Raw genomic sequence first — 13,949 nt, forward strand, 5'->3', positions numbered from 1 at the left:
TGCGGTTGGTCCGTGCATCAGGACAGTCTAGGAATGGCCTGACGTTTTGTCACGGGGCAATAGGCTGGTGTTGACCACAGGTCAGCCGCACGGGCGAAAAGGTTCGCGAATGTTCGTCGTGGAGTCCGGTTTTCAATTGCACCAGATTCTGCTTTTCAGATCGGATTATTCGCAGATGCGGATCATTTGTTCCAAACGACTGTAATGCGCGAAGGCAAGCAGCGTCCATGACTTAACCGAAACCTCTTGGGTGGCTAACCGGCGGTTGTGCTGCAACGCACGAAACCGTAGCGTCACTTTGGAATCAACTTGAAAGGACCAGCCGTCGCATGAGCGAACTCGCCCAATACGCTATCCTTTTCGGGCTAACCCTTGGCGTGCTGGGCTTTGTTCTTAGCATGTACGCTTTAGCGCGCGCCATCGGCCGCAGCCATCCCGAACCCGCCAAGGATGTTCCCGCGACCGCCGGTACCCTGTCGCGCGATCCTGTCTGGGTGCGCTATCACGCCAAATACTACGGCTACGCGCTGCTGTTTCTCGCCTTCGACATGGAGATGGCCTTTATGTATCCGTGGGCAGTGGTTTATCGCGAGGAAGGTCTCGTGGCGCTGCTTGATATGGGCGTGTTCCTGGCGGTTCTGTTTCTCGGGTTGCTTTACGGCTGGTCCCAGGGCGCGTTGAGGCGACAATGAAGATGCAGTCAGGCAAAATACTGTCAGGCGCCCGCGAAGGGGTGATCGGGGGCCTGCGCGGGCTGGTCGCACTGGCGATGGCGCGCGATCTTTGCGCCTTTGTGGTGCCGGGCGCGGATGTAGCGCGCGCTCAAGGGCTGGATCTCGCCGCCGCCGGGCTGCATCGCGCCGACACCCCCCGCCAAGCGAACGTCCTGCTGATTGCCGGGCCGTTGCCGCCCGCCCTTGTCGATGCCGCTTGTGTGGTCTGGGCCCAGATGCCGCGACCGCGCGCGATCCTGGCGCTGGGGGCCGGTGATATCGCGCCGCTGCCAAAGGCCGATGTCGTTGGTCCGTTGTCGCAAGACGGGCTGGACGCGGGCCTGGCAGATCTGCGTGACGCCTTTGTCTCTGGCGCCTTTGCCGCCCATGTGGTTGATTTCGAGGCCCCCGCACTGACCACGCGGATCGAATACACCTGTCCGATGCACCCCGAGGTGGTCTCGGACGAACCCGGCAAATGCCCGAAATGCGGTATGTTTCTGGTCGAACGCGAGGTGTCGGGCGCGGCCCCGGCCAGCCATGAAGGCCATGAAGGCCATGAAGGCCATGAAGGCCATGAGGGCCATGAGGGCCATGAGGGCCATGAGGGCCATGAGGGCCATGAGGGCCATGAGGGCCATGAGGGCCATGAGGGCCATGAGGGCCATGAGGGCCATGAGGGCCATGAGGGCCATGAGGGCCATGAGGGCCATGAGGGCCATGAGGGCCATGAGGGCCATGAGGGCCATGAGGGCCATGAGGGCCATGAGGGCCATGAGGGCCATGAGGGCCATGAGGGCCATGAGGGCCATGAGGGCCATGAGGGCCATGAAAAATCTGCCGGGCCCCCGGCGCAAGCCGAAAATACCGGTCATTCCGCACACAACACCCATAAGTCCGTGGAGCCTGCGACCTATACCTGTCCGATGCACCCTGAAGTGGTCTCGGATGAATCCGGCTCTTGCCCCAAATGCGGTATGGACCTCGTCCCGCAAAGCGAGGCGGGGGATCACGGCCATCACGATCACGGGGATCACGCCGCCACGGCGCAGAAGGCAGAGACCTATACCTGCCCGATGCACCCCGAGGTGACCTCAGACAGCCCCGGCTCCTGCCCCAAATGCGGTATGGACCTCGTCCCGCAAGGCGAAGGCGGCGACCACGGTCATCATCACAAACACGGTCACGGTGATCACACCGCCGAGGCACAGAAGGCAGAGACCTATACCTGCCCGATGCACCCCGAGGTCACCTCCGACAGCGTTGGTTCCTGCCCCAAATGCGGTATGGACCTCGTCCCGCAGGGCGAAGGCGGCGACCACGGTCATCACCACAAACACGGTCACGGTGATCACACCGCCGAGGCACAGAAGGCAGAGACCTATACCTGCCCGATGCATCCCGAGGTGACCTCAGACAGCGCTGGCTCCTGCCCCAAATGCGGCATGGACCTCGTGCTGCAAGGCAAGGCGGGGGATCACAGCCATCACCATCACGGGCATCACACTGGTGGCGACGCGCAGGGCGGGCACTCGGGCCACGACACGACCGGAGAGCATGGCGGCGATGGTGGCCACGGTGGCCATGGCGCCCCCCCCGACATCCCCGGGATCGAGCCGCATTTCATGTCGATGGTCGATCTGACCGAGGGCAAACCGGTCAGCCCCGACGGGCTGATCATGGAGTGGATCGACGCACCTTTCGGGCCGTTTTTTCCGGGACTGCCCGGCGGGCTGGGGCTGATGCTGACGCTGGATGGCGACAGCGTTGCGCAGGCCAATGCGTCAAGCCTTGCAGCGGCCCCGCCCGCGCCGGGCTTTGCCGCGAAGGACCTGGCCGACCGGCTGGCCGCGCTGTCGCCACTGGCACCTGTCGCGCTGCGCGAACTGGCCTGCCGCGCGCTGGAGGATGCGGCCGGCACCGCGCCCGGCCCTGACGTGGCCAAAGCCCGCGCGGCGGCGATGGAACGCGAGCGGGTGGCCAGCCATCTGGGCTGGCTTGCCGACCTTGCCCGGCAAACCGGACTTTCGTGGTTGGAACGACGTGCCGCCACCTTGCAATGGGGGTTGCGCATGGCCGATGTGCAGGAGATCGCCCGCCGCGCCCCGGCGGTCCACGCCCTGATTGCGCGATACCGCCGTGCGCCGCTGTTGCGCGACAAGCTGGCCGGTATCGGGCGGATCGACCTCTCTGGCACCAAAATCAGCGGCCCGGTCGCGCGCGCCTCTGGCATCGAGACCGACGCGCGGGCCGGAGAGCCTGCCTATGGCGCGCTTGAATTTGCGACCCTTACCTGGGACGGCGGCGACGCCTGGGCGCGGCTGTTGCACCGTCTGGACGAGATCGGACAAAGCCTTGACCTGATCGCGCGCGCCGGGGCCATCGCCTTGCCCGCTGCGCCCGAAAAACTGCCAACAGACGGGCACGGCATGGCAAGCGTCGAAACCCCGCGCGGCAAAGCGGCCCTGCACCTGAATCTCACGGGCGGCGCAGTTGAAACCCTGCACCTGACGACGCCTTTCGCAGCACTCGCCGCCACAGTCGGGCCGATGACGCAACAGATGGAACTGGCCGAGGCGCTCAGCGCCATAGGCTCGCTTGACCTCGATCCCTGGGGGGGCGCTGCATGACCATTGCCATTGTCCTTCTGGCGCTGGCCGTCGGCTGCTATCTGGTGGCCGTGTTCGAAGGCTGGGCGGTCCACGGGCGATTCAGCCTGACGCGCCCGGCCATTTCGGCGCTGGCCCTGCTGGGCCGCGAACAGATCCTGCCACGCACGCCCGACCGGCTGTTTTTCGAAACTGGGCCGATCCTGCTGCTGGTGGCCGGGCTTTTGTCGGTGGCGGTGATCCCGCTGGCGCCGGGGCTGATCATCACCGATCTGGCCATCGGCGCGCTGTTCCTGAACGCCGCGTTGGCCTATGTGCTGGTCGCGCTGATCATGGCCGGGTGGGGGCCGAACGGGGCCTATGGGATGATCGGCGGCTGGCGGTTTCTGGGGCAATTCATCGCCTATGCGATGCTGATCGTCATGCCGATCACGGCGGTGGCGATGCGCGCGGAATCGCTGTCGAGCACCCAGATCGTTCTATCGCAGGCGGCGCTGTGGAACGTGTTCTATCAACCCATCGGCTTTGTCCTCTTCGTGGTCGCGGCCCTGGGCGTGGCCTGGTTGCCACCCATCGACCTGCCCACGGGGGGCGGCGATCTGGGCGGCGGGGTCGAGGCGGAATATACCGGCGCGCGCCTTGCCGTCTGGCGGCTGGCGCGGCTGGTGATCATCGTGGCGCTGTCGGGTGCGACGGTCACGTTTTACCTTGGTGGCTGGCTGGGCCCGTGGTTGCCGGGCTGGGCCTGGACGGCGCTTAAAACGCTTGCCGTCGCTGCGGCTATGCTGACACTGGGCCGTCATTTGCCCCGCCTGCGCGAGGCACGCTATCTTGCCGTCAGCTGGAAGCTGGGCATTTCGCTGGCGCTGGCCAATATCTTTCTGGTCGGCGTCATCGCGCTGGTGGTGCCGATATGAGCCTCGCCACATCCCTCTTCCTCGCCTTTTTCGGCATCGCGGCGGTGTGGTTCGGCGTGGTCGTGTTCCGCACCCATTCCATGGTGCGTTCGGCCATCGCGCTGCTGTTCAGCCAAACCGCCATCGGTGCCATGTTCCTGGTCATGCAGGCCGAATTTCTGGGCGTGTTGCAGATCATGATGATGGCCACCGAGATGAGTGTGATGGCGATCTTTATGGTGATGTTCATGATGGACCCCGGCGGCATGGGCAAGATGGACATGACCCACCAGAAGCGCCTGTCGCTTTGGGCGGGCGGCATCGGGTTGATCGTGGCGCTGGCCGTGATCTGGACCGCCGGGTGGCAGGGGCCGGTGCCCGAGGTGCCGGGTGCCGATGAACAGGCCCGCATGTTGGGGCGCGAACTGCTGGGGCGCTCGATGTTCATTTTCGAAAGCGCCGCATTGATGATCCTGACCGCGATGATTGCCGCCACCATGGTTGCCATCGCGCCACAAGAAAGGGACACGCCATGATCCCCGAACTATTGATTGCTCTTTCCGTCGGGGCGGCGCTTTTTGGCGTCGGGCTTTACGGCGCGCTGAGCCAAACCAACCTGGTGATGATCATCATGGGGGTTGAACTGGTGCTGGCCGCCGCGCTTGTCAACATGGTGGCCTTCTGGCGCTACCTGCATCCCGATGTCACAGCGGCCAAGATGTTCGTGCTGATCGTGATGGCGGTGATGGCGGTTGAAATGGCCGTAGGGTTCGGCATCGCCATTGCACGCTTCCGATCCCGCGGGTCGGTCGAGATGGAAGAAGCGCGGGAGCTCAACGGGTGATCTGGCTGGCCCTCACGCTTTTGGCGCCGCTGGGTGCCGCACTTGCGGTCTTTGCGCTGCGGCACGCACCGGCTGGCATTGCGCTGGCCGGGGCGGGGCTGGGGCTGCTCGGGGCGCTGGGGCTGTTTGCCGGAGCGTCGGGGGGGTGGAGGTGACGGCCGTGCTGCCCTTCCTGCCAGACCTGCCGATCCGACTTCTGGCCAGCCCGCTGACGGCGACGCTGGCGCTTGTGGTTGCAGCGGTGGCGGCGATGGTGCTGCTCTATGCGGCGGGCTACATGGCCCATGACCCCGAGCGGGTGCGCTTTTTCGGCACCATGATGATGTTTGTCGCCGCGATGGAGCTTTTGGTGCTCTCGGGCGACTGGATCACGCTCTTGGCGGCGTGGGAGATGATCGGCTTTGCCTCTTACCTGCTGATCGGGTTCTGGCATACCCGCGACGGGGTGCCGGGGGCCGCGACGCGCGCGTTTCTTTATACAAGAACGGCTGATCTGGGGCTGTATCTGGCTGCCTTTCTGCTGATCGGCGTGGCGGGAACGTCCGAGATTTCGGCGACGCTGGCCACCACAGGCACCCCGGCGCTGATTGCCGGTCTGTTGCTGCTGTTTGCGGCCATGGGCAAGTCGGCGCAGGTGCCGATGCAGGACTGGCTGATGCGGGCGATGGCGGGGCCGACGCCGGTTTCGGCGCTGCTGCATTCGGCGACGCTGGTGGCGGCGGGGGCGATCCTGCTGATCCGCGCTGCGCCGATGCTGCCGGGTGGGGCACTTTTGGCCGTGGGCCTTGTCGGCGGGGTCACTGCCGTGGTGGCGGGGCTGATGGCGCTGGCCGCACGCGACCTCAAGCGCCTGCTTGCCGCATCGACGGCCAGCCAGTACGGGCTGATGCTGGTGGCGGTGGGTGCGGGCGTGCCGGTGGCCGCGCTTTTGCACCTGATCGCCCACGCGGCGATCAAATCTGCACTGTTTCTGGGCGCAGGCGTGTTCCAGCATGACCGCGACAGCACCGATCTGGACGCGCTGAAGGGCGCGGGCCGGGCGCGGCCCGGTATCTTTGCAGGCTTTGCGCTGGCCGCACTTGCGCTGGCGGGGCTGCCACCGATGGCGGCGTTTTTCTCCAAGGATGCGATCCTTGCCGCCGCGCTGGACAGCCCGTTTGCATCGTGGCTGCTGCCGCTGGCGCTGCTGGGGTCGGTGCTGACTGGGGCCTATATGGCGCGCGCGCTGAAGGTGCTCTGGACCGGAAAGGCCGACCAACCCGTCGATGCCGTGCCGCTGATGGCCGCAGGCATGGGTGTTCTGGTGGTGCTGGCAGCCACCCTGGGTTTCGGGTTCAAGCCGCTTGAGGCGATGCTTGACGCATATCCGCCCGAGCCTGCGTGGTTCATCCCCTTGACGGGGCTGGCCGTGGGCCTTGTCGGGCTGGCCCTTGGCTGGGCCGTCGCGCCCGCCCGACTGCTTGGGCCGCTTCTTGGCCCCGCGTCACGCGGGTTCGAGATTGCGGGCGGGATGCAGGCGCTGGTGGCCCGCCCCGCGCTGGCGCTGGCCGCTGTCTGCGACCGGATCGACGGCTGGATCATCGGCACTGTCGTGCTGGGAGGCGTGGCGGGCGGTGCCCGCGCCCTTGCGGCCCTGACCGAAGCCATCGAAATCCGCCTGCTCGCCGTCGTGCGCGCAATCGGGCGGATCAACCTGTCTCTGGGTCAGTTCAGCCGCCGTACCGACCGCGACACCATTGATGGCGCAATCTTTGGGCTGGTCGACCGCACTATCGCGCTCGGCGCCCGTGCCCGCCGGTTGCAAAGTGGCTTCATCCACCGGGAGATGGCGCTGACCTTTGCCGGGATCGTCCTTGTCATCGGCGTTCTGATCGCCGCTCCGCTTTATCTGTAAGGATTACACAAATGCCGCTTTTGACCATTGCCACCTTCTTGCCGATCCTTGCCGGTCTCGTGCTTATGGTGCTGCCCGCCCGATCAGCGCGGATCGCGCACGGGGTGTCCATCGCGGCGACCGGGGCCGTCTTTGTGATCACGCTGGCGATCTGGGCGCGCGGTATTGTTCCGGGCGGTTTTGCCCAGATCGAGGAGATTGCGTGGATCCCCGCCATCGGTGCCGCCTATCGGCTGGGCCTTGACGGGCTGAGCCTGCCGCTGGTGCTGCTGACCTCGCTTTTGTTCCTGCTGTCGGCGATCTATTCGGCGCGGGTGGGCGAGCGGGCGGCCAGTTATGTGGTGCTGATGCTGATGCTGGAGACCGCCTCTCTCGGCACGTTCATGGCGCTGGATGGGCTGTTGTTTTATGTCTTTTTCGAGGTCTCGCTGGTGGGCATGTATTTCATGATCGCGGGCTGGGGATACGAGGACCGGCAGCGCGCCGCGCTGATGTTTTTCTTGTATACGCTGCTGGGATCGCTGCCGCTGTTGCTGGCGATCATCGGGCTTTACCTCGGCTCGGGCACCTTCGACATGCGCGCCTGGATCGACGCGCCGCCGCTGGTAGGTATCGCAGCAATGCTGGCGCTGATCGCCATGCTGTTCACCTTCGCGGTCAAGATCCCGGCCTTTCCGGTGCATACCTGGCTGCCGGCGGCCCACGTGCAGGCACCCACGGCGGGCAGTGTGATCCTGGCGGGTGTGATGCTTAAATTCGGCACCTACGGACTGGTGCGTTTTGCCTATCAGATGACGCCCGAGGCATTCGTGCAAGCGGGTCAGGTGATCTTGGCCTTCGGGGTGGTCAGCGCGCTTTACGGGGCCTTTGCGGCGCTGGCGCAGAGCGACCTGAAAAAGATGATCGCCTATACGTCGGTCAATCACATGGGGTACGTGGTGATGGGCGTCGCCGTGGCGGCGCTGGCCACCGACCCGCGCATCCGCACCATCGCGCTCGATGGGGCAACCTTGCAGATGGTCAGCCACGGGCTGGTCACCGGGGCGCTGTTTTTCCTTGTGGGCATGTTGCAGGACCGCGCCCACAGCCGGGGTATGGACGAGTTTGGCGGACTGTTGGGCCGGGTGCCGTGGTTGGGCTGGGCCTTTGTGCTGTCGGCCTTTGCCTCGCTCGGGCTGCCGGGACTGGCGCATTTCCCGGCCGAATTCCAGATATTCCTCGCCACGCTGAACGCCGCACCCTGGGCCATTGTGGCGATCCTTGCCATCGTGGTGACGGCGGCGCTCTACCTGCGCGCCATCGCGGCAGTGTTTCTGGGCGAAGCGAACCCGAAATGGGCCGACATGCCCGACCTTGATCGACGCGAGAAACTGGTGATCGTGCCGCTTTTGATCCTGACGGTGCTGGTGGGCGTGGCACCGGGCTGGCTGATCGACATCATCCACACCACTATGACGGGCCTTGGTAACTGATGGAGCGCGACCTCGCCTTTCTGGCACCCGAATTGCTGCTGGCCGGGGCCGCGATGCTGATGATCGTGGCCGAAATGGCCCGTGCGGCACGGCTGGTGCTGGTTATCGGGCTTGTGGCGCTGGGGCTGTCAACGGCGCTGACCCTGCCGGTTCTTGACGCCGACACGACGGTGTTCGGCGGCACCTACCGGATCGACGCGATCGCGGGATGGGCCAAGCTGATCCTGTTGCCCGGCACGGCGCTGGCGCTTTTGATGGCGCGGGCCGAGATCGCGGGACGCGCGCGCGAGGGCAGCGTCTATTCGCTGATCGTGCTGGTCACGCTGGGGGCGCTGATGCTGGCGGGCGGCGGCGACATGATGGTGCTGATCATCGGCGTGGTGATGACGGGGCTGGGTTCGTTTGCGCTGGTGGCCTACCCGCGCGACGATGCGGCCACCGAGGCGGGGATGAAATACCTTGTCTTTGGTGCGGTGACCGGATCGGTGATGATCTATGGGCTGACCTTCTGGTTCGGCGGCGCGGGCTCGACCCTGTTTTCCGAACTGGGCGCGCTTGAGGGGCAGTCCCTGATCCTCATCGCCGGGCTGATCGCGGTGATCGTGGGGCTGGGATACAAGGCGTCGCTGGTGCCGTTCCACTTCTGGGCACCAGATGCCTATGACGGCGCGCCGGTGTCGGTCGCGGCCTACCTGTCGGTGATCACCAAGGCGGCGGCCTTCTTTGCCTTTGCCCAGATCCTGCGCGATCTGCCGCGCGAGGCTGGCTGGCCGTTTGCGCTGGCGCTGATTTCGGCAGTGACGATGACCTATGGCTATCTTGCCGCACTGGTGCAGACCAACCTCGTCCGGCTGATCGCCTATTCCTCGGTGGCGCAATCAGGATACCTGCTGATGGGTGTCGTGGGCCTGGGCGTCAGTTCCATCGCGGTGCCCGCAATCCTGATCTTTGCGGCGGCCTATGTGGCGATGAACCTCGGAGCCTTTGTCATCATCATGGCCGCCGGACGCAACCTTGACGATCTACGCGGACTTGGGCGCACACGACCCGTGTTGGGCGTGGCAATGGTAGTGTTCCTGCTGTCGCTGACAGGCATCCCGCCACTGTTCGGTTTCGTCGGCAAGGTCTATCTGTTCACCGCCGCCGTCGAGGCAGGGTTCCTTTGGCTGGCAGTGATCGGCATCCTTAACAGCGTGCTGGCGCTGGCGGTCTATCTGCGCATCGTCGTGCCGATGTATCAGTCACCAAAGGCGGACTCCGAGGCCGCGCCATTGGCACTGCCTCTGGTGGTGGTGCTTGCTGTCACCGCGCTGGTGACGCTGTTTATGGGACTTTTCGCGGGCATATTCCCCGGCTGATCGCACCCTGTAGTGTCAGAGGGCGACAACCACCCCCGTGGTCATGCCGTGACATCCGTTCGCGCACGCCTGCGTCCCGTTTGCTCACCCGATTCCAAGATGCATGACTGATTCCGCGTGACCGTAAAGCAAGTGGCGCAAACCGTGCCGAATGCCGACGCGCCAGCCGGTCAACATGTTGGTCGTGCGGGCAAAACCGGTCGGTGACGATCATTTGGGCACCGGCTGTAATGTTGCGCCCATAAGCGCGTCTATAGTTGCAACCGCGCAATCGCGCGACCTGATCTGCCTGTGACATCAGGCAACGGAAAGAAATGGAGAACAATATGCAATGGCTGCTTGATAACTGGTTCATCGTGCTGCTGGGCGGCGGCATGATTGCGATGCATCTGTTTGGCCACGGTGGTCACGGTGGCGGCCACAAGGGCGGCAAACACACGCAGGATCAGGCGGGCACGGGCGACGATAAGCCCGTGCATCACGATCATGACAATACGGATGCGGTTCGCGACGGGACAACCCAAAACGCGAAATCCACCGATAAATCCTAAAGCTGAGTGCCGCCATCGCCGCAAACCGAAACCGTGCCACAGGCGAACCAGCGCAAGGCCGCGCGAGACGCCCGCCCCGCAATTCGCGTGTGGTTTCGCGACCGATACCATGGAACGAGACGGCGGCGTTCGCCGACGCGTCAAATCGACAGGAACAGACCATGCAGACGAAATACCTCGCCGCCTCCACTGCACTTTTCGCTGGCCTTCTGGTGCTGGGCTGGACGACTCAAGGCACCGGTGTCGTCAAAGACGATCCAGAACGCAATATCATCATACCAGACGAGTTGATGACCGAACTTCAGGTCAAGGCGGCCTATGACGGTGAAAACATCTATTTTCGCTATCGCTGGCCCGCCGAACGGCCGATGCTGTTTAATGATGTGCTGGTCTATGAGGACGGCGCTTGGGAAGAACGCGGCGGCGAGGTGATCGGCCCCGATCCCGACAATCTGGTCGAGGATCGCGTTGCGATGATGGTCGATGACGGCTCGGTGCCGCTGTTCGGCCGCTATGGTGGCTATATCACCATCGGCGATGGCCTGACGACGTTTACGGGTGTGCCCGAAACCGAGGAGGAGCGCAGCAAATACCTGCCCGCGACCCGCACCGACCCCAACGATTTCGACAGCATCAGACCGCAAAGCGATCTGGAAACCCTGCGTGCGGCCGGCCAGTTCATTGATCTGTGGGATTGGAAATCCAGCCGCACCAACCCGCTGGGGTTCGCCGAAGACACTTCCATCGGTGCCGCACGTGAAGGCGACGAGGGCATCGCCCCCTATTTCACCAACTTCGACGAGGATACAGGCCAACCGCTGTTCATGTTCGACCCCGCTGCGGGCGACCCGGCGCTGAAGATTGATGCGGTGATGGCCGGGGACATCGGCTTTAACGATACCTACTATCTGAGCGCGGCAACCGCCGTTCCCTTTGACCCAAACCGCGCCTGGCAGAACGGCGATACCCTGCCCCGCCGGGTTCTGCGCGAAGGCTCGGGATCGCGCGCCGACATCGCCATGCCGTCCGCCGCGCGCTGGCGCAACGGGTTCTGGGACGTGACACTGGTGCGGGCAATGGATACCGGCGATCCGCTCGAAGACAAAATCTTCCGCGACGGTGGCAATTACGATCTCGCCTTTTCGGTGTTCCGCAATGCCTCGACCATGCGGTGGCACTATGTTTCGCTGCCAGTCTCACTGGGTCTTGAACAGCCCGCCCAGATGGTGGCCGAACGCTTTGAGGGCGATGCCCCCGACTGGACCCAGCCCTGGACCGAGGTCACGATGTATTACCCCGGTCAGGTGACATGGGGTCGGCTCACTGATGCACGCCAACACCCGGGCGCTGACCGCATCGCGCAACGGGTTCCGGTCGCCGCGCGCCACACCGAGGAACAGCTTGCGCTTTACGGGGTGCAGATGGAATTTGCCGAAGAAATCCGCAGGCAATGGATTTGGACACTGATCGCAAGCCTTGGCCTGATCGTCGGACTAGGTATCAACGTTAACTTGCTGATGCGCCAACGCAAGGAGGAGATGTGATGACCCATCTGATTTCACACCAACCCAGCAACATTCTAATTCCAAAGGATAAATCCATGCCGCCCGCTCTGCGTCGCCTTCGCCGTACTGCAATTGCCACAACCCTCTTGGGGCTGCTTGGCACAGGCGCGGCGCTTGCGCATGGGGCCGATGCCGGGGTCCAGGTCGAGGTCGTCGGCGCGCCTTCATGGTCGCTCAGCCCGGTCTATCACATCCTCATGGCGCACTTTCCAGTCGCACTTTGGATGGCGGCCTATCTGTTCATTCTGATCCGCTGCCTGTCGGATTCACAATTCGCGGTGCGCCTGCAAAAGGCGATCTGGCCGCTTGCCGCGCTTGGAACGCTCGCAGGTTTCGTAACCTATGGGCTGGGGCTGACGATCTATCCCTGGTCCGCGATCACCGAAAGCCCGCTTGGGCGCAACCACATCATGCTGGCCACCTGGACACTGTCTTACTGGACGGTGATGAGCGTGCTTGGCTATCGCTTTCGCCGTCACCTGTTTGACGGAGCACAACGTTGGATCACCCTGGCGCTGGCGACTGTGGGCGCAACCGTCATCACGATCACTGGGACCCTTGGCGGGTCGCTGGGCGGCACACCGTCGCTGGTGACAAAAAGCCTGAGCTGGATCGGCTGGAATGTCTACAACACCTTCTATCTGCCGAGCTGGATGCTGGCCGTCTATGGTGCCGGCGCAATTGCGCTGATCGCCATCGGCATCGTCGGTCGCCGCCGTGTTTGACCGGAAAGACTGCGCAAGCAATCAATGCCGATGCTGCGCCACTGACCTGCAATCATGTCACGGCGTCGGAACGGACAGCCTGATATGACAACGCAGGCCGACATCGAAATCGTCGGCGCCGGTCCTGCCGGGCTGACCTGCGCGATCATTCTGGCCAAGGCCGGACGCCGCGTTACGGTGCGCGAATGGCGTCGCGATGTCGGGCACCGGTTCCATGACGATTTTCAAGGGCTTGAAAACTGGACCGCCCGACAGGATGTGCTGGCCGAACTGGCCGAGGCCGGTATCACAGCCGATTTCGCCCATCACGGCGTGCGCAAAGGCATCGTGTTCGACAGCCGGGCCAGACCACATCCTGTGCAGGGCAAGCGCCCGCTATTCTACCTGTTACGGCGCGGAAACGCGGACGGGACGCTGGACCGTGCGCTGCTGGATCAGGCGCGCGCAGCGGGCGCCAAAGTGCGGTTCAATGATCATGTAGAAACTGCTGCTGGCAACATGGTTCTGGCGGGCGGGCCACGACGCGCCGATATCATTGCCGTCGGGCAGGTCTTTGACACAGATATGGCCGATGGTGCCTGGCTGGCCGTAAACGACGCGCTGGCGCCAAAGGGCTATGCCTATCTGCTGGTCCATGCCGGACGCGGCACCGTAGCAAGCTGCCTGTTCACCGGCTTTCACGATCAGGCAAAATACCTTGCGGCAACGGTGGAGTTTTTTCAACGTCACGCCGGGCTTGAAATCGAAAACCCCAGACCGTTCGGTGGCTTCGGCAACGTGCGACTGGCGCGCACGGCCATGCAAGGCGGCTATCCGGTGGTCGGCGAACACGCCGGTTTTCAGGATGCGCTTGCGGGTTTTGGTCTACGCTATGCGATCCGGTCGGGCACACTGGCGGCGCACAGCCTGCTCGGCGGGACAGATTACACCCGCGCCTGGCGGGAGCAGTTGCTTCCCGGCCTGCGGGCGGGTGTCGTCAACCGGTTCATGTTCAACACGACCGGCGCGCGCGCAAAGGATTACCTGATCGGACGCGTTGGAGAGGGCGATACCGCCCCGGCGTTGGCCCGCACCTACGGCCTGAGTTTGCCAAAGCGGCTGATGTTTCCGTTGGCCCGCCTTCGTTATCGCGCACCGCTGAAAGACCCCAGCTGCAACCACCTGAATTGTGATTGCGTCTGGTGCCAGCATGGCACCCACACGATCACCAAAACCTGACCGCGACACCGGTGCAGACCCTTGCGCGGTTATTTGCGCCGAATTTCAACAGATCACCGGTCGGAAACTGTAACTGATCGCGACCCTTGGCGTCCTTACCGATG

General features: G+C 64.0%; 13 protein-coding genes. All 13 read left to right on the forward strand.

Annotated features, from left to right (window positions below; translation table 11 throughout):
• The first annotated feature begins 329 nt into the window (after positions 1-329).
• The 13 genes from FTO60_RS14615 to FTO60_RS14675 all read left to right on the forward strand — a co-directional run bounded on the left by FTO60_RS14615 (position 330) and on the right by FTO60_RS14675 (position 13,845).
• A complete protein-coding gene (locus FTO60_RS14615; protein WP_148056643.1) occupies positions 330-692 on the forward strand; it encodes an NADH-quinone oxidoreductase subunit A in 363 nt (120 codons plus the stop codon).
• On the forward strand, positions 689-3,343 hold the full coding sequence (locus FTO60_RS17830; RefSeq protein WP_197738499.1) for a heavy metal-binding domain-containing protein: 2,655 nt from the start codon (positions 689-691) through the stop codon (positions 3,341-3,343). Before FTO60_RS14615 ends, FTO60_RS17830 begins: the two co-directional genes overlap by 4 nt.
• Positions 3,340-4,239 (forward strand): NADH-quinone oxidoreductase subunit H, encoded by a 900-nt coding sequence (locus FTO60_RS14630; RefSeq protein WP_148056644.1) that lies wholly within the window; start codon positions 3,340-3,342, stop codon positions 4,237-4,239. The genes FTO60_RS17830 and FTO60_RS14630 overlap by 4 nt, the downstream gene beginning before the upstream one ends.
• Complete coding sequence (locus FTO60_RS14635; RefSeq protein WP_148056645.1) at positions 4,236-4,754, forward strand: NADH-quinone oxidoreductase subunit J; 519 nt, start codon at positions 4,236-4,238, stop codon at positions 4,752-4,754. The genes FTO60_RS14630 and FTO60_RS14635 overlap by 4 nt, the downstream gene beginning before the upstream one ends.
• Entirely contained in the window at positions 4,751-5,062 is a 312-nt protein-coding gene (nuoK, locus tag FTO60_RS14640; protein WP_148056646.1) for an NADH-quinone oxidoreductase subunit NuoK, read from the forward strand. Before FTO60_RS14635 ends, nuoK begins: the two co-directional genes overlap by 4 nt.
• Complete coding sequence (locus FTO60_RS17835; protein WP_197738500.1) at positions 5,059-5,217, forward strand: hypothetical protein; 159 nt, start codon at positions 5,059-5,061, stop codon at positions 5,215-5,217. Before nuoK ends, FTO60_RS17835 begins: the two co-directional genes overlap by 4 nt.
• Positions 5,208-6,956 (forward strand): NADH-quinone oxidoreductase subunit L, encoded by a 1,749-nt coding sequence (locus tag FTO60_RS14645; RefSeq protein WP_197738501.1) that lies wholly within the window; start codon positions 5,208-5,210, stop codon positions 6,954-6,956. Before FTO60_RS17835 ends, FTO60_RS14645 begins: the two co-directional genes overlap by 10 nt.
• 11 nt (positions 6,957-6,967) lie before the next feature.
• Positions 6,968-8,428 (forward strand): NuoM family protein, encoded by a 1,461-nt coding sequence (locus FTO60_RS14650; protein ID WP_148056647.1) that lies wholly within the window; start codon positions 6,968-6,970, stop codon positions 8,426-8,428.
• The gene (locus FTO60_RS14655; RefSeq protein WP_148056648.1) at positions 8,428-9,786 is read left to right on the forward strand and encodes an NADH-quinone oxidoreductase subunit N; all 1,359 of its coding nucleotides are present in this window, start codon (positions 8,428-8,430) and stop codon (positions 9,784-9,786) included. Before FTO60_RS14650 ends, FTO60_RS14655 begins: the two co-directional genes overlap by 1 nt.
• Before the next feature lie 326 nt (positions 9,787-10,112).
• Entirely contained in the window at positions 10,113-10,337 is a 225-nt protein-coding gene (locus tag FTO60_RS17840; RefSeq protein WP_197738502.1) for a hypothetical protein, read from the forward strand.
• Positions 10,338-10,498: 161 nt separating this feature from the next.
• Positions 10,499-11,881, forward strand: coding sequence for an ethylbenzene dehydrogenase-related protein (locus tag FTO60_RS14665; RefSeq protein WP_148056649.1), 1,383 nt, complete (start codon positions 10,499-10,501; stop codon positions 11,879-11,881).
• Complete coding sequence (locus tag FTO60_RS14670; protein ID WP_148056650.1) at positions 11,881-12,627, forward strand: DUF2231 domain-containing protein; 747 nt, start codon at positions 11,881-11,883, stop codon at positions 12,625-12,627. The genes FTO60_RS14665 and FTO60_RS14670 overlap by 1 nt, the downstream gene beginning before the upstream one ends.
• A gap of 84 nt (positions 12,628-12,711) precedes the next feature.
• Positions 12,712-13,845 (forward strand): NAD(P)/FAD-dependent oxidoreductase, encoded by a 1,134-nt coding sequence (locus FTO60_RS14675; protein ID WP_172623904.1) that lies wholly within the window; start codon positions 12,712-12,714, stop codon positions 13,843-13,845.
• The last annotated feature ends 104 nt before the right edge of the window (positions 13,846-13,949 follow it).

The sequence above is a fragment of the Octadecabacter sp. SW4 genome, from assembly GCF_008065155.1.
Taxonomy (GTDB): Bacteria; Pseudomonadota; Alphaproteobacteria; order Rhodobacterales; family Rhodobacteraceae; genus SW4.

Excerpts from the sequence above, each read along its gene's own strand:
- FTO60_RS14615 (WP_148056643.1), top strand. The coding sequence starts at position 330 with ATGAGCGAACTCGCCCAATACGCTATCCTTTTCGGGCTAACCCTTGGC.
- FTO60_RS17830 (WP_197738499.1), top strand. The coding sequence starts at position 689 with ATGAAGATGCAGTCAGGCAAAATACTGTCAGGCGCCCGCGAAGGGGTG.
- FTO60_RS14630 (WP_148056644.1), top strand. The coding sequence starts at position 3,340 with ATGACCATTGCCATTGTCCTTCTGGCGCTGGCCGTCGGCTGCTATCTG.
- FTO60_RS14635 (WP_148056645.1), top strand. The coding sequence starts at position 4,236 with ATGAGCCTCGCCACATCCCTCTTCCTCGCCTTTTTCGGCATCGCGGCG.
- nuoK (WP_148056646.1), top strand. The coding sequence starts at position 4,751 with ATGATCCCCGAACTATTGATTGCTCTTTCCGTCGGGGCGGCGCTTTTT.
- FTO60_RS14650 (WP_148056647.1), top strand. The coding sequence starts at position 6,968 with ATGCCGCTTTTGACCATTGCCACCTTCTTGCCGATCCTTGCCGGTCTC.
- FTO60_RS14655 (WP_148056648.1), top strand. The coding sequence starts at position 8,428 with ATGGAGCGCGACCTCGCCTTTCTGGCACCCGAATTGCTGCTGGCCGGG.
- FTO60_RS17840 (WP_197738502.1), top strand. The coding sequence starts at position 10,113 with ATGCAATGGCTGCTTGATAACTGGTTCATCGTGCTGCTGGGCGGCGGC.
- FTO60_RS14665 (WP_148056649.1), top strand. The coding sequence starts at position 10,499 with ATGCAGACGAAATACCTCGCCGCCTCCACTGCACTTTTCGCTGGCCTT.
- FTO60_RS14670 (WP_148056650.1), top strand. The coding sequence starts at position 11,881 with ATGACCCATCTGATTTCACACCAACCCAGCAACATTCTAATTCCAAAG.
- FTO60_RS14675 (WP_172623904.1), top strand. The coding sequence starts at position 12,712 with ATGACAACGCAGGCCGACATCGAAATCGTCGGCGCCGGTCCTGCCGGG.